Below are 20,678 nucleotides of genomic sequence, written 5' to 3'. Positions count from 1 at the left end.
TGTCAGTCATCTCGCCCCTCACGCATTTGGAAGATTCTGAATCGCGGCTTCAGCGAATTTCTCAGCTTGCTGGCACATATCAACACCTGGATCATCCGTGCTGGTCCGAAGGATGTTGACAAGCAGGTATCCCTGATCGGAAACATCAGCGAACAACACGCAGCCACGACCGGAGTCATACCCAGCGGTCGGGTACCCGGCAACTTCACCCTTTTTCGTCGCTTCTCCGCGAGACTCGACCTCCGCGTTGAAAGTCGAACCTTCGGAAGCAGCTACGAAGGCGCCCCAGCCGGTCGTGCCCGCCTTGCCCTTCTGGTAGGTGCAACCAGCCTGACCATTTGAATCCCTTGCCCGCGGGGCCTGGTCAGCACCAAGTGCGGTTGCCTGCTGCTCTGTAACGATGGAGCACTTGTCCGCCACTTCAAGCGACTTCGCAGGCGCGGTACGAGCAGACTTCGGCGTGCTTGTTTCTGCAGACTGAGTTGGCGCGTCGGCGCTCTCAGCGGGAGGACTTGCCTGACCTCCGCATCCAGCCAAGAACAAACTGGCCAGAACGGCCCCCGCAGCAAGCCCCTTACGCAAGTTTCCCTCCAAGACTATCGGCCGAATTCTGGTCGTCGATCCTGTTTTGCTGAGCATTGGCACGAAGGTTCGCCGCAGTGTTCTGGAAGTACTCCGCCAGTTTCAGATAGTTGTCCAGATAAGCGCTGTCATCTCCAGCAGCCACGTTCTGGTACACCTTGGCCGACTTCACACTCACCGGATCATGTCCAGGAGGCTGGACGTCGGCAAGGAACTGCACGTCCCCTGCCCTGTCGAACAGCGCCTGCGCCTCGTCATCGAAGAACTGGGCCAGCTTGTCGATCTGATCGGGGTCGACCATCATCGAGCCGCCAGCGGCCTGCGAGTGGGCCAGTGCCGTCTTCGTCTCCGCGCGAGCGAAGGTCTCTGCTACGGCAGCGGGCATGTTCATGAAGCCAAACAGGCCGGAGTTGCTCATCCGGTGCTGCATGTACGCCTGGTCCGTTGCATCGAACTGGACCTGGTCACCGTCCCCCTCGGACACGGTCGAACTCCCCTCGTTCGCCAACCGTCGCGAGGTCCAGCGACGGCCTTCAGGTTGCCACCGGGGCAAACTTTAACGCCCATAGGCGTCATTTCGGTGCGGAGTTGACCAGAGAACATTGCGACATCCGAGTGATTTTGACCTCGGTGGAGAAGCAAGGGTTTCGGAGTCTACGCAGGTCAGCTATGGGGCACAGGCATCCGGCCAGTTTCCGTCCAGCTGAAAACACCACGTCAGAGACCGGGATCAGCCGGGCGCTCATCTCCACAGAACTGGCAAGCGGACCCGTCTGCTTGCCAACAATCGACGTTGATCATTCAACAAAAAGCGGCATCCGAGCGAAGCTGCCCGGATGCCGCTTTCCTGCGTCGATCGCTTACCCGTCGAACCGCCCGCGCCGGAGCCCTTCCAGGAACGAAGCCCAGGTCGCCGCACCTAACACCAGCTGGCCACCATCAGGATCCTTGGAGTCACGCGCCGCGACAGCTGATCCGCTGAACGCGACCTCGACGCAGTTTCCGTAGTTGCTGCTTCGACTGCTCTTGCGCCAGCGAAGCGCCGAGAGATCCAGTGAGGTCACTGCGCTGCTCCTTGCCGGTCTTCACACCAACCGATCGGCGATGCTGTTGATGAGGTCCACTGAATCCTTGACCGACAGCGCCATGCCCTGCAAGGCCTCGAGCGCTTCCTTCGCCGCAGCCACGTGTTCGGATTCTTCGAGGAACGCACTGCTACCTCGATTCTCGAGGTAGACCAGGCTGGGCTGCTTCTCGAAATCGAGGATGACGAACGGTCCCGCCATCCCTGGATGCACACCGAGTTCGGTGGGCAACACGCGAAGCGTCACGTTGTCCTGGCTCGTCGCGCTGACCAGGTGGCGGAGTTGGCGGAACATCACGCCCGAGCCCCCAGCCGGGCGTTCCAGGATGCTCTGCTCGATGAGCACTTCGAGCGTCGGCGCAGTCGGCCGGTTCAACAACATCTGTCGCCCCATGCGAGCAGTGACGAGCGTGTCGACCTCTGCGAGGTTCAGATCCGGATCAGTGCCCTGCACGATGGCAGTCGCGTACTCAGATGTCTGCAACAAGCCCGGGATGAGCATGGTTTCGTAGTTGTAGAGCGCTACAGCCTCTTTCTCGAAGCGGATCACGTCCTCCCACATCGCTGGCAAGCGGCCGTCCTGGACTTGCCACCAGTTCGGGCTGGATGCTGTCCGTACGAGCGTCAGCAGCGTTTCGCGGCGCTCTGCGGGCACTCGGTACAGCCCCAGCAGTGCGGCTACGTCGTCCGCGTACAACCCGCGTTGGCCGTTCTCGATCCGGCTGAGCTTGCTCATCGAAAAGCCGAGTGCTCCGGCGACTTCTTCTGCTGCTAGGCCGCTTCGCAGGCGCAGCTCTCGCAGTTCGCTCGACACCCTCCGCACCCGGACCGGGACTCCTGCTCGTCCGTTCATGCGTTCTCCCCGTTTCGGAATCGATCTGAGCTCCCCCGATCACCATCACTGGTTGCCAGCTGGTCAAGTAACCCCAGTCACCCGAAAGAATCGTTGCGTGCCCGCTCGGGAACTCCGGAGAGTCCTTCCAGCAAGCGAACATCCGATTCGGGAGGGCTGAAACATGTGCGCTCGCTGGCGCATTCCGGCGGACGAACGACGCGAGGAGGTCGTCATCGCGATGCTGGTCCGCGATGAAGTGGCGATCAGACAGGGCGGCACCGAAGTCGTGGTGAGCCGCGCGCAGCTGACCGAACTCGCTGACAAGCTCTACTTCCTGGACCTCGCCTTCAACGCCGACGCCCGTGACGTCGTCGAAGCCCTCTGCGGCCAGGAATGAGCGAGGACGACTGAAAGATGAAACGAATCCTGCTCGCCGTCTGCACGCTCGCGGTCACCGCTGCTGCCTGTGCCTCACCAGCTGCGCCGAACCGTGTGCGGCCCGTCGAAACCCGGCCTGCCTTCGACGGATCGGTCACACGGGCCAACATCGACCAGGTCGATCCGAACGCGCTGTTCTGGGAGATGTTCTACCGGCAAGCCCAACAGCCGGTCCTGCACACCAGGCGCGAATATTTCGGTTCTCCGGATCTGGCCGCCCAGCGACGCATGGTCAAGGTGCACGACGAGATCTACGACTTCCGCACCCGGCGCTACGTCGGCGCCTCCATCGAGCACTGGCGCGGGACGAGCACGTTGTGGGGCAAGTGCGTCGATGACGTCGAACACGACTACAGCCCATCGCGGCAGACCTGGAGCCCGGGGAGCAGCCCGCTCTGCAAGCCGTACCGGCCGTTCCTGGGTGACGGGATCATCCCGGCAGGACTCACCGCTGATCAAGCCACGACGATGATCAGCCAGCTGAACGTGGAGTCCTGGCGCTTCCTCGTCGCCGAAAACCCGAGCCTGGTCGAGGTCAACGGCAAGACCTACCTCCGGCTACCGGTGCGAGCGCGGGCGCTGCCGGATGCCGAGGGACGCCTTTGGGACATGCAGCACCTGATCTGGGCGTTCCAGAAGACCGGACCGAACGTGATGGAGCACCCGTTCCCGACGGCGGACAACACGAAAGCAGGCGCGGACATCGTCTACTACCTGAACCCGGAAAGCCTCCTGCCCGCATACATGTTCCGGCAGGCCTTCCGCCCGAGCGATGCTGGTCCGAAACCCGATGCCGTGACGCGCGTCGAGTACGTCCGTCCGGCAGCTCTGCCCGATGCCCCCTTGGCCGACACCACGCCGTGGGCCCTGTCCTGGGCTCCCGACGTCCGGTGAAGTCGGTCTTACGCGTCCGGGAGGGTTTGGATGATCTCTTCGGCGACTCTGATCGCCGCTTCGCAGCCGCCGCCCACCTCGATCGGGGCTCCGGGGCGGACCAGGGCCCGCACCAGGAGGGTTCCCGTGTCCGACACGTCCAGCGCCAGGGTGCAGCCCTTTTCGTCGTTCACCTTCGCCGTCGGGTAGAACGCGACGTCGAGCTGTTGCGCGCCCTTGTGCTGTTCTGCGAACTGCTGGAACGTGCGGTTCTCATCCGCCGCTGCGAAGGCCGTCCATCCAGGGCCGTCCGGAGTGCCGGAGCCGAATTCGCAGCCCTTGTAGCCGTCCTGGTCGACCTGCTTCGGTTCTTGTTCCAGGGCAAGGGCTTTCAGCTGGTCCGCGGTGAGCAGGGTGCACGGGTCGGACGCCGTCAGGGACTTCTGCGGGGCTGCTCGCTGCGGGAGTTCCGGCTGGGTTGGTGGGGTTGCGCCGGAACTGCAGCCCGCCAGCAACAGGCCGGCCGCGATCGCGGTGGCAGCTAGTCCCTCGCGCAAGTTCCGCCTCCTCGGGGTCGCGGGGTGCGCCCGCATCAGATCAGTGCGAGCGCACCCTGCCACATCCCGCGAAATTGGCACAACCAATCGTGCGGCAACCGGGAACGTTCCCGTTCAGTTGTCCTCGTTCCCGTTGTTGTTGCCGCGGTTCTCCTGGACCTTCTGCCACTGCTTGCGGTTCTCCTCCCAGTGCTGGCGGAGTTCCTGCATCCTCCTGACCTGCTCCTCCAGCTGCTGCTGGCGCTGGTCGACGCGGTTCTCCTCCGCCGGCAGCTCGGGGGCGACGGGCGGATCCGGGGTCACCGTCACGGTGACGGGCGCCGGTGGTTCCGGCAGCGGCATGGTGCGAACGTCCTCGGCGACCCGCTCGGTGGCGGTGAGCAGCGTGCGGGCGGATTCCGTGGCGAGTTCCCCGCGCGCCTGGGCTTCGGCGATCGCGCGGTGCAGCTCGCCCAGCGCCGCCTCCGCGGCAGCCCGATCTTGTTTCAGCGCCGCTGTTTTCACGTCGTCGACGCGTCCGAGCAGCTGCTCGCGGATCTGCGCGTCCATCCCGTCGGGCGCGCTGCTGCAGCCGGTGAGCACCAGCAGCAGCGCTGGCAGCAGGAGGCGTTTCATTCCCGGATCAGCCCCTCCAGGTTCTCGAGGTCTTCCGGCAGTCGCGCCACGCCCGGCGGGCCGGACACCGGCGGCAGCGCCGGCGGATCCGGGGCCGGTGGCAGGGCGAGGTACACGATCAAGGCCGCCAGCAGCACCGCGAACCCGCCGCCGCTGATCAGCCACGGCTTCAGGCTCCGGCGCGGCTTCGGCAGCACCTCGGTGCGCGGGGAAGCGGTCTGCGGCGCGTGGATGCGGGGGATGACCTCGGTCGACCGGCCCGCCAGCAGGTCCGCGCACTCCGCCGCGTCCGGACGCCTGGCCGGGTCGGTCGCGGTCATCGCCAGCAGGGCCCGGTGCAGGCCGCTGGGCAGCTCCAGCGGGACCTCCGGGGCCCGGACCAACCGCGACACCGCGCTCTCGGCACCGGACCCGGGATACTCAACCCTGCCGGTCGCGCTTTCCAGCAGGACCAGGCCCAGCGCGTAGACGTCCGCCGGGAAACCGACCTCACCACCGCTGACCTGCTCCGGGGACATGTAGGTGGCGGTGCCGATGAGCACGCCCGAGCCGGTGATGCGCCCGGCCGCGGCGGCCAACCGGGAAATGCCGAAGTCGGCCAGGTAGACGCTGTCGTCACCGGCGATCAGCACGTTGGACGGCTTGACGTCGCGGTGCAGGATGCCGTTGTGGTGCACGTGGGCGAGCACGTCGGCCAGCCGGGAACCGATCTCGGCGACGCGCTGCGGCGGGAGCGGTGCGGTGCGGATCTCGTCGGCGAGGGTGCGGCCCTCGACCAGCTCCATGATCAGGTAGAGCTCGTCGGGATCGGAGCTGAAGTCGTGCACCGTGACCAGGCCCGGGTGGCTGAGCCCGGCGAGGGTCCGCGCCTCCTCGGCGAAGCGCTCCCGACCTGCGGCGTCGGCACCGGAGCGGAACACCTTCGCGGCCACGACCCGCTGCAACCGGGTGTCCATCGCCCGGTGCACGTCGGCCATGCCGCCACTGCCGATGCAGGCACCGAGCCGGTACCGGCCACCCAGCAGAGGTGCCTCACCCATCAACCCCTCCGGTCCCTTGCGCTCCCGGAAATGACAGTAGCCGAACCGGCGTACGCGCCTGCGAGACGACCAGGTGACGACGTCTACTGCGAGAGCAGGTTGACGGCCCTGTTGGGCGCGGGTCTAGATATCAGGCAGCTGCGGTAGGCGCGCTCCCCCGGTCGGCCGATTCCTCAGCCGCCGAAGATCGCATTTCCCGCCGTCACGACGGATTCCGCCGCGACCTCGTTCTCCATCCGGATCAGCACCGTCGAACCGTCCTGGAACGCCACCTGCCCGATCCACACCGGCTCCACCTCGCGGCCCATCTGCAGGGCGCCGAAGTGGCGGATCGCGGCGCTGGGGGCTTCCCAGAGGCTCCGGAGGGCTTCCTCCTCCGACTTGCCGCGGGAGAGCCAGCCGGACTTCTTGGCGGGCTCGTCGATCGCGGAGGCGGCGACGACCACCGCCAGGCGCTGGCTGGACAGCACCAGCCAGGCATCGGTCTGGCCTGCGGCGAGGCCGTCCGCGCAGCCTGCGGCGACGGCGGAGGGGTGCGGGGCGTGGACGTAGGCCCAGATCGACGGGTCGTGCACCCACTCGTCGCCGTGGTAGCGGCCGGTGGCGACGGCCTCGGTGGGCAGCGGCCACTCCGGAACAGTGCTGCTCCGGGTGCCGCCGTCGTGCTGATGCGGAGCACCGCGACGGCCGGCGATGTCGAAGGCGACGTGACCCCAGCGCGGGCCGATCCGCCACAGCAGCTTCTCCCCCGGCCCGCACCAGGTCTTCGCCGCGATCTTCTCCAGCTTGAACGGATCCTTCAGCACTTCGCCCCCTACGCCCGGCCGAACGCCATCGCCTGAAGCCGGGCCACGGCCTCCTCGGTCTGCGCGATCACTTCCAGCCCGGAACCGTCGTCGAGCTCGATGCGCAGCGGGAACACCTTCCTCGGCCGGTAGTCGGAGGGCAGCTTCCGCTTCGTCGCGGCGACCGACCGCACCAGCTGCGCCGGGAACTCGACGTGCGCGGTCACCTCGCGGACCGGGATCGGGGTGTCCGCGGCGAACTCGCCGAGCTGCTTGCCCTGGAAGATGTCGGCCACGTCGCGGGAGAAGTCCTTCACCCCGGCACCGAACTTGCGGGCCTTGCTCCACAGCGAACCACCGGAATCCTCGTCGACCTCGGGTGCGAGAACTTCGAGCAAGCCGAGGCGATGCGTGGTGAGCACCCACATCAACTCGGTGTCCGGCTTGCAGCTGGCCTCCAGCGCCCGCACGATCCGCGCCTGCGGAGACTGTCCGAAGTAGACGACGCGCGGCGGGGTCGCACCCGAATCATCGCCGCCCGAAACCACATCCGCCACGGCGACGCCGAACCGCTCGATCCCCTCCCGCACGGCGCCACCCCGCGAGCCGCCCTCCCAGGACAACCCGCCGACGTCGTACCGGATACCGACCCGACTGCACCTGACGACCAACCGGATGGCCTCATCGGGCCGACACCAACCAACCCGCGCGGCCAACGCGCCGCCGATCTCCCCGCTCACCAAGCCCCCCCGCGCCGACGGTCCGATCCAGTTGCGGCGACCCTATCCGAGATCCACCCCGGCAAGTGGTCGGTTGACACTGTTCCCAATCGCAAATAACTCCTGGGCGGGAGCCAACATCCGGCCTCAGCGCTCCGAAAAAATCTGACATCCAGGGCGTTTGATCAACCAGCACGCAGGAAAGCCCAGATACGGGCCCAAAATGCTTGTCCGACAGGCATTACCCGCTGGGGGTTGGGTCCTTCGACACGAAAAACCACTACACACGAGGAGTTTTCATGGTCTTCACTGGTATTGCACCGGCCTGGGGCGGCTTCAACGGCTTCAGCGGACGCGGCTTCAACGGCTTCAGCCGGGGCTTCTGCAGCCGCAGGTTCATCAGCTTCGGCTGCGGCTGCTTCTGAGGCCCGGGAAACTAGATCATCCGGCGGCGGCACCTCTCACGACCGGTGCCGCCGCCGGGTTCCCGATGACCATGGCGAACATCAGCTTCTTCTCCAGAGTCCGGTACCTGTTCGGGGCCAGCACGAGCGGCCCCGGAGAAGCGCCCGAAGCGGCGCCGCCGGTCAGCGTCCGCGAGATCTTCCGCCGCTTCTGGCCGTACGCCCGCCCTTACCGCAGGTGGCTGTACGCGGTGCTGGCACTGATCATGATCGCGCCGGTCCTGAGCACGGCCAACATCTGGTTCTTCAAGGTCCTCGTCGACAAGGTCCTGGTACCGCGCGATTTCAGCCTCTTCCCGTGGCTCGCCGCGGCCTACATCGGCGTCACGCTGTGCGCCGGGCTGGTCTCCTTCAGCGACCGGTACCTGTCCACCTGGCTGGCCGAGCGGTTCCTGCTCGACCTGCGCACCGACCTGTTCCAGCACCTCCACGAACTCTCGGTGGAATTCCTGGAACGGCGCAAGATCGGCGACACCCTGTCCCGGATCACCGGCGACATCGCCGCGATCGAGAACCTGGTGCTGTCCGGGCTGACCCAGACGCTGTCCTACGCCTTCAAGATCCTGCTGTTCACCGGGGTGCTGTTCGTGCTGAGCTGGCAGCTGGCGGCCGTGTCCCTGGTGGCCATCCCGGCGTTCTGGCTGACCGCGCGGTTCTTCTCGCACCGGATCAAAGCGGCCTCCCGCGAGAAGCGGGAGCGCACCGGGTCGATCAGCTCGGTCGCCGAAGAGAGCCTGAACAACGCCGCGCTGGTGAAGGCGTACGGGCGGGAGAACTCCGAAACCGAGCGCCTGCACCGCGAGAACGTCGGCAGCTTCGCCGCCGAACTGGTCGCCACCAAGCTCCGCGCGCTGTTCACGCCGCTGGTCCAGCTCCTGGAGCTGGCCGGAGTGCTGATCATCGTGGGGCTGGGCACCTGGCAGCTGACCCGGAACACGATCACGCTGGGCGGCCTGCTGGTGTTCCTCGGCGTCCTCAGCCAGCTCTACTCGCCGGTGCGCGGATTCGGCCAGCTCAGCAACACCGTCTTCGCGGCCGCGGCGAGCGCCGAACGCGTCATCGAACTGCTCGACCAGCAGCCGACCGTCCGCGACCCCATCCGCCCGCGGCGACTGGACCGCGCTCGCGGCGTGATCACCTTCGACGACGTCAGCTTCCGGTACCCGCACGCCGAGCGCGATGCGCTGCACCGCGTCAGCTTCGCCGCGGCGCCCGGGCAGACGATCGCCCTGGTCGGCGCCAGCGGATCGGGCAAGTCCACGGCCGGGAAGCTCCTGCTGCGCTTCTACGACCCGGACTCCGGCGCGATCACCCTCGACGGCGCGGATCTGCGCTCCATGCAGCAGAAATCGGTGCGCAACAACGTAGCGGTGGTGCTCCAAGACGTCCTCGCCCTCGACACGACCGTCCGGAACAACATCCTCTGGGGGAAGCCGGACGCCACCGACGACGAGATCGTGCGCGCAGCACGGGCCGCCGACGCGCACGAGTTCATCACCGCCCTGCCCGACGGCTACGAGACCCGGGTCGGTCCGCACGGGCGGCTGCTGTCCGGTGGGCAGCGGCAGCGGATCGCCATCGCCCGCGCGATGATCCGCGACGCCCCGATCCTGCTGCTCGACGAACCGACGGTCGGGCTCGACGCGGCCTCGACCGAACGCGTGCTCGCGCCGATGCGCCGCCTGATGGCGGGCCGCACCACGATCGTCGTGTCCCACGACCTGATCACGGTCCGGGACGCCGACCAGATCCTGCTGCTCGACCACGGCCGGATCGCCGAAGCCGGCACGCACCCCGAGCTGATGGCCCGCGACGGCCGGTACGCCGAGCTCTACCGGCTGCACGAGCGCGACCACACCGCTCCGGTCGCGGCGCAAGGGACAGCGTGACTTCCGCCCCGCGGAGGTATCCACCGATTGGAGATTCGATGACCGCGATCAACACCGCGCCCAGGCCGACCGAATCCGCGCCGGACCCGCATCCGCCGGGCAGCGAGATCGCCCCGGGTTACCGGGTCATCCAGCACATGCGCCGCGGGCGGGAACTCGACACGTACGACGCCTGGAGCGAGGAGCGCTACTGCCGGTGCTTCATCAAATCCGTGCGCCCCGACCGCGCGCACCACGAGGGCGTCCGGAAGAGGCTGGAGCTCGAGGGCCACCTGCTGCTGTCGTTCACCCACCCGCACATCGTCCGGGCGTACGAGATCGTCGCCGACGAGAACGGGCCGGTGCTGGTGCTGGAAACCCTGTCCGGGGCGACGCTTTCGCACCTGATCGCAACGCGGACCCGCCGGCTCTCCGCCCCCGAACTCGCCCACCTGGGCCTGCACCTGTGCTCGGCGATGGCGTACATGCACGACCGCGGCTACCTGCACCTCGACCTGAACCCGGGCAACATCATCGCGGACGCGGGCCGGGCGCGGGTCATCGATCTGAACTTCGCCCGCGAACCGGGCCGCAGCCGCACCGGAGCGGGAACCCCGTGCGCCATGGCCCCCGAACAGGTCCGCGGCGGCGAGCTGGGCCCGGAAACCGACGTCTGGGCGATCGGCCTGGTCCTCTACGGAGCGGCAACCGCATTCCAACCGTTCGACACCGGAACCATCAGCGAAGACGCGAAGTTCGACTCGCTCTCGGCGCTGCAGGAGCGCTGCCCGCAGCTCACCGAACCAGCCCCACCGATCCGAACCCGACGACGACTCCCCAGCACGATGTCGGCCGCGATCGACGCATGCCTGAGCCAACACCCGCAACAACGCCCGACCATCGCCGAACTAGCCGAAGCACTGTCCACAGTGGCCAACCCCCAACCACCCGGGGAACACGAGTCGGTGCTATGACTGCGCTCCGGCCAGGGTGCTGCGAGGTTCGTGAGTACTTTGGGGTGCCCCAGCGCCCCAAAGTACTCACGAACCCGGACGGCTAGACGAAGAAGAACACCGCTGCGGCGAACAGGTAGAACAGGGTCAGCGCGTGGCAGATGATCCGCGCGATCCAGGCCAACGGCGAGAGCCGCACCTTCGCGATCCCGTCGCTGTTGCTGAACTTGCCCCAGTAGAACGAGCTGTAGATGGCCGCGATCAACCCGACGATGAGCCCGGCCCACGCCAGCCCGCTGTCACGATCGACCTTCGCCAGGGCCAGACCACCGGCCATGAGCAACCACGGCACCACGACGGCGGACACCCGCCCAGCAGTCCACCGCCAAGCCTCAGCAGCCACTTCACCTCTCCTGTGTTCCGAGAACCGAGCCGTCACCAAGTCAGCGGCGAGCTACATGAAGCCCTTGAGGTGGATCTTGGTGCCCACTTCGATGACGGAGCCGTCCGCGAACCGGTTGATGGAGAAGCCGGCGCCATCCGCAGTGCGCCCCTTGAGGTCCCCCGTCGCCTCGGCGAGCTGCTCCAACGGGCACTCCCAGAGCGTCACCAGCTCCGATCCACCGATCAAGGACTCGGAAAGCTCCGTCACCGCACTCACCGCGGAGCGGGCCTTGCCGAGCAACCGCCCGAAGCCGTTGGCACTTCCCTCCGAGCCGTTGCCGGTCTCCTGGTCTTCCTGCCCGGGCTCGCCCACCGCAGAGGCATCGGCGACGACTGCGATGCGGCGATCGGTACCGATGAACCACGCTTCCGGCCCGGCCGCGACCAGCAGGTCCGCACATGCGACCGCCGCTCGTTCAGGCGAGTCGGCGCGGACCCAGCCTCGAATGGTCGGGTCGTGAACCCACTCGTCGCCGTGAAAGCGCCCTTGCTGAACCGGAACCGTCGGATGTGGCACGTCGCCGAAGTCGACGTCGAAGCTGTGCGCCGCAGGGCGCGATGGCTGGTACGGGGCTTGGTGGTGGCCTCCGATGGTCGCCCCGAAGTGCAACCGCTCGCGGTCACCACCGCCGTACCGCTGCAGCTTCTCCCCCGGCTGCAGCCACCCGTCTTCCAGGAGCTTGACGAGCTGCTTCTCTGATCGCATACCCAAACACCTATTCCCGGCCGAAGGTCATGGCCAGCAAACGATCGACCTTGCCGTCGCTGTACGTGCCGCTCCCGGGAGCGGACAGGTCGATGGCGGATCCGTCCGCGAGGGCCACCCGCAGGAACTTGCGCTCCTGCCCTTTGACCTTGTGCTCGGCCACGGCGACGTTCGAGATGATGTTCCTCGGGAACTCGGCGTGCACGACCAGTCCCGGTAGCTGAACCGCTCGCTGCCCGTTTCCGGCATCGTCCTGGCCCGAACCACCGATCTTCTTCTTCAGCCCGCCCAGCAAGCCACCGCCGTCCGACTCGTTCTTGGCGAACTCCAGCAGACCGAGTCGGTGCGAGGTCAGCGCCCACACGAACTCGCGCCCGCCTCCCTTGGTGTTGACACCACTGGTCTGCCACTGCGCGAGGTGGGTGACGGCCAAGCAATCACGGTCGCGGCCGGACACGACGGCATGCTGGATGCTCGGCGTGCTGTAGCTGTCGCCGTCCGTCGGGGACAGCACTTCCATGGCGGTCCCAGCAACACCGCTGGCGATCCCGCCCAGCACCTTTCCCGCGGTCCAACGCTTGTCGCCCCACTCGTCCAGCCCGGAAACCTGGTAGAGGACGTAATGCGTGCTGACCGGTGCAAGCGGATGGCACCACAGGATCCGTTCATCGGGAGAACACCAGAACGCCCGGGCGGACAACACCTCGATCACGAGAAACCACGCTCCTGAGCCTGATCGCGCTGCTCGTCCGACAGATCCCCGGAGAACCAGCCCTTGCCCGTGTCGTACGCCGCGTTCGCGCCCTGCTCGATCGCCGCACCCGTCACCACATCGGTTCCGGCGGCCATCGCTGCCTGACCGAAGGTGGCCTTGCCGCCGAGAGCACCGCCGAGAACGTGCGACGTCGCTGTGTGCGCCAACCCCTGCACACCTTTGGCGTCCTTCACGAACTGATCGCGTTCCGCTTGGAGCGCGGCCTTGGCATCACCGCTCGCGTTCGCGATGCGGTCGTCGAAGTTCCGGAGCGTGCCGGCGTGCTGCTTCTCCACGTCCTGGAGGAACTTGCCGCCCTTCGTCGTGAGATCGCTGCCGTCCGCTTTGGTGAGGAACTTGGCGACCGGGTTGGAGTCGACCTTGCGCGCGATCGCCTTCTCGAGCACGTTGCCCTCGCGCAGGTCGTTCATCTTGTCGATGACCTTGCGGAGCTTGCCTGCTTCGCGCAGCTTCTGCAGGAGCTTCTCGATCTTCTGGAACATCTGGAAGAGCTTGCGCTGCACCTGCATGACGCGCGTCGTGATGCGGACACCGGTGGCTCCGACCTGGACCGCGGTGCCCGCGCTCGCCGCGCCGACCGATGCTCCGGCCGTGACCCACGACGCCGCCAGGGCCGCCAACCACTGGACGATCAGGCCGATGATCAGCTCGGTGACGGTCTGGACGAAGAACTCGACGACCATGTCGAAGATGTCGGCGATCATGTCCAGGGTGCCCTTGAGGTCGCGGATGTCCGCGGCCAGGGCCTTGACGCCGTCGCCGAACTCGGTCATCTGCTTCCGGAAGGCGTCGCCGTCCTTGCCGATCCAGGTCTCGGCCGTCGCCTGCGCCCGCTGCGGCTCCTGCTCCGCGACCTGGTCGAGCCAGCCGGCGACCTTCTCCCAGCCCTCCCCGGTGGCCCGCATCTGCTCGGGGTCGCCGACCGCCACTTCGACCAGCTCGATCAGCGGGCTGAGCACGATGGACACCAGGAAGCCCAGGCCGTTGCTCATCAAGGACTGGCCCGGGCTGGTCAGCAGCTCCAGCTGCTCCATCCGCATCGACACCATCGCGACACCCCACTCGGGCGGACTCGACGCGTCGTTGAGGTCCTGGCCCGCCGCCACGTAGGACGATCCGCGCCCCGCGGCTTGGTCGAACCAGTCCTTCTGCTTGCCGTCCCCCTGGTTCAGGGTCTGGAAATCCCCCGGCCCCTGCGGCGCGGTCACCCCGCCAGCCCCTCTCCGGCCTTCTTCAGCATCTCCGAGATCTGCTGTTCGGTGTCGTGGTAGTCCTTGACGGTGTCGTCGAGCGACTGCTTCGTCTTGACCAGGAACTCCTGGGCCTTGGTCGCCAAGTCCTGGCACTCCTTGACGCTGTCCAGGTAGATGCTGCTGAGGCCGACCATGTCACCGATCGGCCCGAAGCACTGGTCGTCGACCTGGGCTTGGTGCAGCAGGTCAGCGAGCTGGCCGAACTTGTCCGCGAGGCTCTCGCAGCCCTGTCCGTGGCCGGTCAGCGTCTCCGGCGTCATCTTCAAATCAGTCACAGCAACACCGTTCAGCGCAGGAACGAACCGGCGGAGAAGTCGTCATCGTCGAAACCTTCATTCCGCGGGCGCTTGGGCGTTGCCGGGGCGGCGGGCGGTTCCTGGCGGGCGGCGGCGGGCGGCTCGTCGTCCACCGGCGGCTTGATCGCCATGCCCTCCGCGTTGAAGGCCTGCTGGAACTGGTCGAACTGGTCGCCCAGGATCGGGGCCACCGCGGTGTTCATCTGCTCCGCCGCGCTCGCGGTCGCGGCCCGGATGGTCGCCATGATCTGCTGCTGGAGATCGTTGGCCGACTGGCGGACCGCGTTGGGGGCGAGCTTCAGGTCCAGCACCGCGCCGGACGGCGCCACGGTCACCGTGACCGACCGGTCCGGGCTGCTCGCCGTGCCCTGCATGTCCTGCATCGCGGACTGCAGCTGCGACGCCTTCTGCGCCTGCTCCTCGAACTTGCGCATCATTTCCTGAATGCGCTCAGACGCACCGCTCACCGTCTGCCCCTCCATCACCCGATCTAGCGAGCAGAGCCTACCCAACCACCGGCAACCGCCCATGAAGCGAAATCGGTCACCGCAGAACAAACGACCACCAAACAGACCGCGGCCTTCGCGATGAATCTCACTTCACCGCGCGCCCGGAAACGCGAAGGGCACCTCCTGGCGAGTTGCCGGGAGGTGCCCTTCAGCGGTTGATCAGCCTCGGAAGAGGTCGTCGACCTCGTCGCGGACCCGGTGGGCCGCGGCGCGCAGCGACGCCGGGTCCGGGCCGTGGCGGAGGACGTCGCGGGAGGTCGTCGGCAGGACGTTCGGCAAAGCCGGGCCGAAGACCTCTCGCAGCGTTTGGACGGTCGCTCCCTGGGCCCCCAGTCCTGGGGCCAGGATCGGGCCGTTGAGGCGGGAGAAGTCCAGCTCGCCGGGGCGGATCGTGGCGCCCGCAACGACCCCGACGTGGCCCATCGGCTCCGCGTCGCGGTTGGTCTCCGCCGCCGAATCCACGACGTACTGGGCGACCGAGTCGCCGCTGCCGTGGATCGACTGCTGGAGCCCCGCGCCCTCCGGGTTGGAGGTGCGGGCCAGCACGAACACGCCGCGGCCGGTCTGCTCGGCCAGGCCGATGGCCGGGGCCAGCGAGCCGTAGCCGAGGTACGGCGAGACCGTGATCGCGTCCGACGCCAGCGGCGAGTGCTCGTCCAGGTAGGCCATCGAGTAGGCCGTCATGGTGGAGCCGATGTCCCCGCGCTTGACGTCCAGCAGCACCAGCGCACCGGCCTGTCGCGACTCGCGGATCACCTTCTCCAGCACCGCGATCCCGGCCGAACCGTAGACCTCGAAGAACGCCGACTGCGGCTTGATCAGCGCGACCTCACCGGCCAGCGCCTCCACCGCGGTCATCGCGAACCGCTCCAGCGACCGGGGCGACTCGTCGAGGTCCCAGGCCAGCAGCAGCGACGGGTGCGGGTCGATGCCCACGCACAGCGGACCGCGCGCCCGCGTCGAGTCGGCCAGCCGTCGGCCGAAGCTCTCCCGCAGCTGGCTGGTCATCGCTGCTCACCGCCCTGCCGCAGCGCCGCCTGCAGCGCCTGCAGCGGCCGGACCCCGATGTTGCCCTGGATACCGGCCTCGATGCCCTGCACCGCCGCGGCCGCACCCTGCACCGTGGTGATGCACGGGATGTCGCGGGAGACGGCCGCGGTGCGGATCTCGTAGCCGTCGACGCGCGGGCCCGGGTTGCCGTACGGGGTGTTGATCACCATGTCGACCTCGCCGGCCTTGATCAGCTCGACGATGTCGCGCTCGCCGTCGGACTTCTCGGTGTGCTTCGGGACCACGGTGGACGGAATCCCGTTGCGCCGCAGCACCTCCGAGGTGCCGGTGGTCGCCAGGATCTCGAAGCCCAGGTCCGCCAGCCGCTTGACCGGGAACACCAGGGACCGCTTGTCCTTGTTGGCCACCGAGACGAACACCTTGCCGGAGGTCGGCAGCGAACCGTAGGCACCGGCCTGGGACTTGGCGAAGGCCGTCCCGAAGGAGACGTCGATGCCCATGACCTCACCGGTCGACTTCATCTCCGGCCCGAGCAGCGAGTCCACGCCGACGCCCTCGCGGGTGCGGAACCGGTGGAACGGCAGCACCGCTTCCTTGACCGCCACCGGCGCGTCGATCGGCAGGTCCGCGCCGTCGCCCTCCGGCGGCAGCACGCCCTCCGAGCGCAGGTCGGCGATCTTGGCGCCGAGCATGATCCGCGCGGCGGCCTTGGCCAGCGGCGCAGCCGTCGCCTTCGACACGAACGGCACGGTCCGCGAGGCGCGCGGGTTGGCCTCCAGGACGTAGAGCACGTCGTCCTTGAGCGCGTACTGCACGTTCAGCAGGCCGTGCACGCCGATACCGCGCGCGATGGCCTCGGTGGACTGGCGCACCATCTCGATGTCCTGGCGCCCCAACGTGATCGGGGGCAGGGCGCACGCCGAGTCGCCGGAGTGGATGCCGGCCTCCTCGATGTGCTCCATCACGCCGCCGAGGTAGACGTCGGTGCCGTCGCACAGCGCGTCCACGTCGATCTCGATGGCGTCGTCGAGGAAGTTGTCCACCAGCACCGGGTGCTCCGGGGTGACCTCGGTGGCGCGGGCGATGTAGTCCTCCAGCGACGCCTCGTCGTAGACGATCTCCATGCCGCGACCGCCGAGCACGTACGACGGCCGCACCAGCACCGGGTAGCCGATCTCGTCGGCGATCCGCTTGGCGCCCTCGAAGGACGTCGCGGTGCCGTACTTCGGCGCGGGCAGACCCGCACCGGCCAGCACGTCGCCGAACGCGCCGCGGTCCTCGGCCAGGTGGATCGCCTCCGGCGGCGTGCCCACGATCGGCACCCCGGCCTCGGCCAGCCGCTTGGCCAGGCCCAGCGGGGTCTGGCCGCCCAGCTGCACGATCACGCCGGCGACCGTGCCCGAGCGCTGCTCGGAGTGCACGACCTCCAGGACGTCCTCGAAGGTCAGCGGCTCGAAGTACAGCCGGTCCGAGGTGTCGTAGTCGGTGGAGACGGTCTCCGGGTTGCAGTTGACCATCACGGTCTCGTACCCGGCCTCGCGCAGCGACATCGCGGCGTGCACGCAGGAGTAGTCGAACTCGATGCCCTGGCCGATGCGGTTCGGGCCCGAGCCGAGGATGATCACCTTCGGCCGCTCGCGCTGCTCGGTGACCTCCGACTCGGCCGCCGGGTCGGACTCGTAGGCCGAGTAGTGGTACGGCGTGCGGGCGGCGAACTCGGCCGCGCAGGTGTCCACCGTCTTGTACACCGGGCGCACGCCCAGCCGGTGCCGCAGCGCGCGAACGCCGTCCTCACCGGCCAGTTCCGGCCGCAGCGCGGCGATCTGGGCGTCCGACAGCCCGGCGCGCTTGGCCCGGCGCAGCAGCGCCGCGTCCAGCACCGGGGCCTCGACCAGCTCGGCGCGCAGCTCGACCCACGCCAGGATCTGGTCGACGAACCACGGGTCGATGCCGGAGGCCTCGCACACCTGCTCCACCGAAGCGCCCAGCCGCAGCGCGCGCTCCACCGTGTACAGGCGGCCGTCGTGCGGCGTGCGCAGCTGCTCCACAGTGGACTCGAGAGTGGCGTCCTCCGGGTCGGCCTTGGTCCAGAACCCGACCGCCTTGGTCTCCATGGCGCGCAGGGCCTTGCCCATCGCCTCGGAGAAGCTGCGGCCCACGGCCATCGCCTCGCCGACGCTCTTCATGGTGGTGGTCAGTTCCTGGTCGGCGCCCGGGAACTTCTCGAAGGCGAAACGCGGCACCTTCACCACGACGTAGTCCAGCGTCGGCTCGAAGCTCGCCGGGGTCTCGCCGGTGATGTCGTTGCGGATCTCGTCGAGGGTGTAGCCCACCGCCAGCTTCGCGGCGATCTTGGCGATCGGGAAACCGGTCGCCTTCGACGCCAGCGCCGAGGAGCGCGACACCCGCGGGTTCATCTCGATGACGACCATCCGGCCGGTCTCCGGGTGGATGGCGAACTGGATGTTGCAGCCACCGGTGTCCACCCCGACCTCGCGCAGCACCGCGATGCCCACGTCGCGCATGTGCTGGTACTCGCGGTCGGTCAGCGTCATCGACGGCGCCACCGTGACCGAGTCACCGGTGTGCACGCCCATCGCGTCGATGTTCTCGATCGAGCAGATGACCACCACGTTGTCCGCGTGGTCGCGCATCAGCTCGAGCTCGTACTCCTTCCAACCGAGGACGCTCTCCTCGATCAGGACCTCGTGCACCGGGGACTCGGCCAGCCCGAAGGAGGCCATCCGCTCCAGCTCCTCCTCGGTGTGCGCCATGCCCGAGCCCAGGCCGCCCATGGTGAAGCTGGGCCGGATGACCACTGGGAGGCTGTGCGCCGCGACGAACGCGCGCACGTCCTCCATGGACTTGCACACCGCCGACTCGGGCACCTCGCCGCCCACGGAGCGCACGATGTCCTTGAAGCGCTGCCGGTCCTCGCCGCGCTGGATCGCCTCGATGTCCGCGCCGATCAGCTCCACGCCGTACTTCTCCAGCACGCCGAGCTCGTCCAGCGCCATCGCGGTGTTCAGCGCGGTCTGGCCGCCCAGCGTGGCCAGGATGGCGTCGGGCCGCTCGGCCGCGATCACCTTCTCCACGAACTCCGGGGTGATCGGCTCGATGTAGGTCGCGTCGGCGAACTCCGGGTCGGTCATGATCGTCGCCGGGTTGGAGTTCACCAGCGAAACGCGGATGCCCTCCTCGCGCAGCACCCGGCAGGCCTGGGTGCCGGAGTAGTCGAACTCGCACGCCTGGCCGATCACGATCGGCCCGGAACCGATGACGAGCACGTGCTTAATGTCGGTCCTCTTCGGCATATCAGCGCGCCTCACTCATCAGATCAACGAACTTGTCGAACAGCGGCGCGGCGTCGTGCGGACCCGCTGCCGCTTCGGGGTGGTACTGGACGCTGAACGCCGGGCCGTCGAGCAGCCGCAGGCCCTCGACCGCACCGTCGTTGGCGCAGTGGTGGCTGACCATCGCGCGGCCGAAGTCGGTGTCGAACCGCTCCCCCGGCTCGCCCTCGACGGCGAAACCGTGGTTCTGCGCGGTGATCGCGACCTTGCCGGTCTCCGCGTCGATGACCGGGATGTTGATGCCGCGGTGGCCGTACTGCAGCTTGTAGGTGCCGCGACCCAGCGCGCGACCGAGGATCTGGTTGCCGAAGCAGATGCCGAACAGCGGCAGCTTGCGGTCCAGGGCCTGGCGGGTCAGCTCGACCTGCGCGTCGGTGGTGGCCGGGTCGCCGGGGCCGTTGGACAGGAACAGGCCGTCCGGGCTGATCGACAGCACCTCGTCCAAAGTGGACGTCAGCGGCAGCACGTGCACCTCGATGCCGCGCTCGGACATCATCCGCGGGGTGTTGGACTTGATGCCCAGGTCCAGCGCGGCCACGGTGAACCGCTTCTCGCCGATCGCAGGCACCACGTAGGGCTCGGCGGTGGTGACGTCACCGGCCAGCGAAGCGCCGACCATCTCGGCGCTCGCCTTGACCGCGGCGATCATCTCGTCATCGGTGCCCAGCTCGGGGCCGGAGAAGACCCCGCCGCGCATCGCGCCCAGCTCGCGGACGTGCCGGGTCAGGGTGCGGGTGTCGATGCCCGCGATGCCGACGACGCCCTGGCGCTCCAGCTCCTCGTCCAGGGAGCGGCGCGAGCGCCAGTTCGAGGGCCGCCGCGCGGGGTCGCGCACGGCGTAACCGGCGACCCAGATCTGCGCGGACTCGTCGTCCTCGTCGTTCCACCCGGTGTTGCCGATCTGCGGCGCGGTCTGCACCACGATCTGGCGGTGGTACGAGGGGTCGGTCAGGGTCTCCTGGTAGCCGGTCATGCCGGTCGTGAACACGACCTCACCGAGGGTGCGGCCCACCTTGCCGTAGGCCTCCCCGCGGAAGATCCGGCCGTCCTCCAGCACCAGCGCGGCCGGGACGTGGTCGCTCATTTTTCCTCCTGCCACGGCTCGGCGGAGCCGTGGATGATCTCGTGGTGCGGCGAAATCGCCGCTTGGCTGAAGTCGGTCGCGGTCATCGCGCGCCCGATCCGGTCGCCTCGTCGCGGGGCGCCTCGACGTCGGGGCCCAGCGCGCGGATCGCCTCGACCCAGTCGGTCTGCGCGTCCTTGTCGTCGCTGCGGAAGCCGGTGTCCAGCAGCACCTCGCCGAGGCGCCAGGTCACCACGACCAGGCCCGCGCCGGGCACCACCTTGTTGGCCAGCTTGTGGTCCAGGCGGCAGTCCACGACGGACTCCGCCGGGATCCACAGGTCGCTGGCGCCTTCGCGGCGCAGCAGCAGCCCCGCGGCGTGCAGGTACGCGGTGCCGTTGGCGCGGTGGCCGATGTCGCCGACCGCGATCCGGTCCTGCCAGTCGGTGGCCCTC

Annotated in this window: 24 protein-coding genes; 5 read left to right on the top strand and 19 right to left on the bottom strand. The window is 68.1% G+C overall.

From position 1 onward, the window contains the following. Positions 1-18: 18 nt before the first annotated feature. The 4 genes from OU415_RS32645 to OU415_RS32630 form a co-directional block, all read right to left on the bottom strand. The gene (locus OU415_RS32645) at positions 19-582 is read right to left on the bottom strand and encodes a DUF3558 domain-containing protein (RefSeq protein ID WP_270953362.1); all 564 of its coding nucleotides are present in this window, start codon (positions 580-582) and stop codon (positions 19-21) included. Then, positions 575-1,066, bottom strand: a complete 492-nt coding sequence (locus OU415_RS32640) for a hypothetical protein (RefSeq protein WP_270953361.1) — start codon at positions 1,064-1,066, stop codon at positions 575-577. Before OU415_RS32640 ends, OU415_RS32645 begins: the two co-directional genes overlap by 8 nt. A 376-nt stretch (positions 1,067-1,442) precedes the next feature. Continuing rightward, positions 1,443-1,646 (bottom strand): DUF397 domain-containing protein, encoded by a 204-nt coding sequence (locus OU415_RS32635; protein WP_270953360.1) that lies wholly within the window; start codon positions 1,644-1,646, stop codon positions 1,443-1,445. 21 nt (positions 1,647-1,667) lie between these two features. Then, the gene (locus tag OU415_RS32630) at positions 1,668-2,480 is read right to left on the bottom strand and encodes a helix-turn-helix domain-containing protein (RefSeq protein WP_270953358.1); all 813 of its coding nucleotides are present in this window, start codon (positions 2,478-2,480) and stop codon (positions 1,668-1,670) included. A 202-nt stretch (positions 2,481-2,682) separates the two neighbouring features. Between OU415_RS32630 and OU415_RS32625 the strand changes: the two genes are divergently transcribed. Further along, positions 2,683-2,898, top strand: coding sequence for a hypothetical protein (locus OU415_RS32625; RefSeq protein ID WP_270953357.1), 216 nt, complete (start codon positions 2,683-2,685; stop codon positions 2,896-2,898). A 17-nt stretch (positions 2,899-2,915) separates the two neighbouring features. After that, positions 2,916-3,833 carry a hypothetical protein gene (locus OU415_RS32620; RefSeq protein WP_270953356.1) on the top strand — a complete coding sequence of 306 codons (918 nt, stop codon included), beginning with the start codon at positions 2,916-2,918 and terminating at the stop codon, positions 3,831-3,833. 8 nt (positions 3,834-3,841) lie between these two features. Here the strand turns inward: OU415_RS32620 and OU415_RS32615 are convergent, their stop codons facing one another. The 5 genes from OU415_RS32615 to OU415_RS32595 form a co-directional block, all read right to left on the bottom strand. Next, positions 3,842-4,369 (bottom strand): DUF3558 domain-containing protein, encoded by a 528-nt coding sequence (locus OU415_RS32615; protein WP_270953355.1) that lies wholly within the window; start codon positions 4,367-4,369, stop codon positions 3,842-3,844. Positions 4,370-4,483: 114 nt separating this feature from the next. After that, positions 4,484-4,984, bottom strand: a complete 501-nt coding sequence (locus OU415_RS32610) for a hypothetical protein (RefSeq protein WP_270953354.1) — start codon at positions 4,982-4,984, stop codon at positions 4,484-4,486. Beyond that, positions 4,981-6,024: a serine/threonine-protein kinase gene (locus OU415_RS32605; RefSeq protein WP_270953353.1), complete on the bottom strand. Its 1,044-nt coding sequence runs from the start codon at positions 6,022-6,024 to the stop codon at positions 4,981-4,983. The genes OU415_RS32610 and OU415_RS32605 overlap by 4 nt, the downstream gene beginning before the upstream one ends. 173 nt (positions 6,025-6,197) lie before the next feature. Beyond that, positions 6,198-6,830 carry a hypothetical protein gene (locus OU415_RS32600; protein ID WP_270953352.1) on the bottom strand — a complete coding sequence of 211 codons (633 nt, stop codon included), beginning with the start codon at positions 6,828-6,830 and terminating at the stop codon, positions 6,198-6,200. Positions 6,831-6,838: 8 nt separating this feature from the next. Further along, positions 6,839-7,399 (bottom strand): hypothetical protein, encoded by a 561-nt coding sequence (locus OU415_RS32595; protein ID WP_270953351.1) that lies wholly within the window; start codon positions 7,397-7,399, stop codon positions 6,839-6,841. A gap of 428 nt (positions 7,400-7,827) precedes the next feature. On the opposite strand from OU415_RS32595, the gene OU415_RS32590 reads away from it, so the two are divergent. The 3 genes from OU415_RS32590 to OU415_RS32580 all read left to right on the top strand — a co-directional run bounded on the left by OU415_RS32590 (position 7,828) and on the right by OU415_RS32580 (position 10,834). Beyond that, positions 7,828-7,953: a hypothetical protein gene (locus OU415_RS32590; RefSeq protein WP_270953349.1), complete on the top strand. Its 126-nt coding sequence runs from the start codon at positions 7,828-7,830 to the stop codon at positions 7,951-7,953. A 65-nt stretch (positions 7,954-8,018) separates the two neighbouring features. Then, on the top strand, positions 8,019-9,881 hold the full coding sequence (locus OU415_RS32585) for an ABC transporter ATP-binding protein (RefSeq protein ID WP_270953347.1): 1,863 nt from the start codon (positions 8,019-8,021) through the stop codon (positions 9,879-9,881). 38 nt (positions 9,882-9,919) lie between these two features. Next, a complete protein-coding gene (locus tag OU415_RS32580) occupies positions 9,920-10,834 on the top strand; it encodes a serine/threonine-protein kinase (RefSeq protein ID WP_270953346.1) in 915 nt (304 codons plus the stop codon). An 82-nt stretch (positions 10,835-10,916) separates the two neighbouring features. Here the strand turns inward: OU415_RS32580 and OU415_RS32575 are convergent, their stop codons facing one another. From OU415_RS32575 to OU415_RS32530, 10 genes are all read right to left on the bottom strand, one after another. After that, a complete protein-coding gene (locus tag OU415_RS32575; protein ID WP_270953345.1) occupies positions 10,917-11,216 on the bottom strand; it encodes a hypothetical protein in 300 nt (99 codons plus the stop codon). A 51-nt stretch (positions 11,217-11,267) separates the two neighbouring features. Further along, a complete protein-coding gene (locus tag OU415_RS32570) occupies positions 11,268-11,963 on the bottom strand; it encodes a hypothetical protein (protein ID WP_270953344.1) in 696 nt (231 codons plus the stop codon). A 10-nt stretch (positions 11,964-11,973) separates the two neighbouring features. After that, on the bottom strand, positions 11,974-12,675 hold the full coding sequence (locus tag OU415_RS32565) for a hypothetical protein (protein ID WP_270953343.1): 702 nt from the start codon (positions 12,673-12,675) through the stop codon (positions 11,974-11,976). After that, positions 12,672-13,946, bottom strand: a complete 1,275-nt coding sequence (locus tag OU415_RS32560; protein ID WP_270953342.1) for a WXG100 family type VII secretion target — start codon at positions 13,944-13,946, stop codon at positions 12,672-12,674. Before OU415_RS32560 ends, OU415_RS32565 begins: the two co-directional genes overlap by 4 nt. Then, positions 13,943-14,266 (bottom strand): hypothetical protein, encoded by a 324-nt coding sequence (locus OU415_RS32555; protein ID WP_270953341.1) that lies wholly within the window; start codon positions 14,264-14,266, stop codon positions 13,943-13,945. The genes OU415_RS32560 and OU415_RS32555 overlap by 4 nt, the downstream gene beginning before the upstream one ends. An 11-nt stretch (positions 14,267-14,277) precedes the next feature. After that, complete coding sequence (locus OU415_RS32550; protein WP_270953340.1) at positions 14,278-14,724, bottom strand: YbaB/EbfC family nucleoid-associated protein; 447 nt, start codon at positions 14,722-14,724, stop codon at positions 14,278-14,280. A gap of 231 nt (positions 14,725-14,955) precedes the next feature. Further along, positions 14,956-15,804: an orotidine-5'-phosphate decarboxylase gene (pyrF, locus tag OU415_RS32545; protein ID WP_270953339.1), complete on the bottom strand. Its 849-nt coding sequence runs from the start codon at positions 15,802-15,804 to the stop codon at positions 14,956-14,958. Further along, positions 15,801-19,121 carry a carbamoyl-phosphate synthase large subunit gene (gene carB, locus OU415_RS32540; protein WP_270953337.1) on the bottom strand — a complete coding sequence of 1,107 codons (3,321 nt, stop codon included), beginning with the start codon at positions 19,119-19,121 and terminating at the stop codon, positions 15,801-15,803. The genes pyrF and carB overlap by 4 nt, the downstream gene beginning before the upstream one ends. A gap of 1 nt (position 19,122) precedes the next feature. Beyond that, entirely contained in the window at positions 19,123-20,244 is a 1,122-nt protein-coding gene (gene carA, locus OU415_RS32535; RefSeq protein ID WP_270953335.1) for a glutamine-hydrolyzing carbamoyl-phosphate synthase small subunit, read from the bottom strand. Between the two features lie 82 nt (positions 20,245-20,326). Then, positions 20,327-20,678 (bottom strand): PH-like domain-containing protein (locus OU415_RS32530; RefSeq protein ID WP_456300268.1); only part of this gene is annotated, 352 nt, incomplete at its 5' end.

The sequence above is a fragment of the Saccharopolyspora oryzae genome, assembly GCF_027853915.1.
Taxonomy (GTDB): domain Bacteria; phylum Actinomycetota; class Actinomycetes; order Mycobacteriales; family Pseudonocardiaceae; genus Saccharopolyspora; species Saccharopolyspora oryzae.
This window is presented reverse-complemented; position numbering and strand designations above follow the sequence as displayed.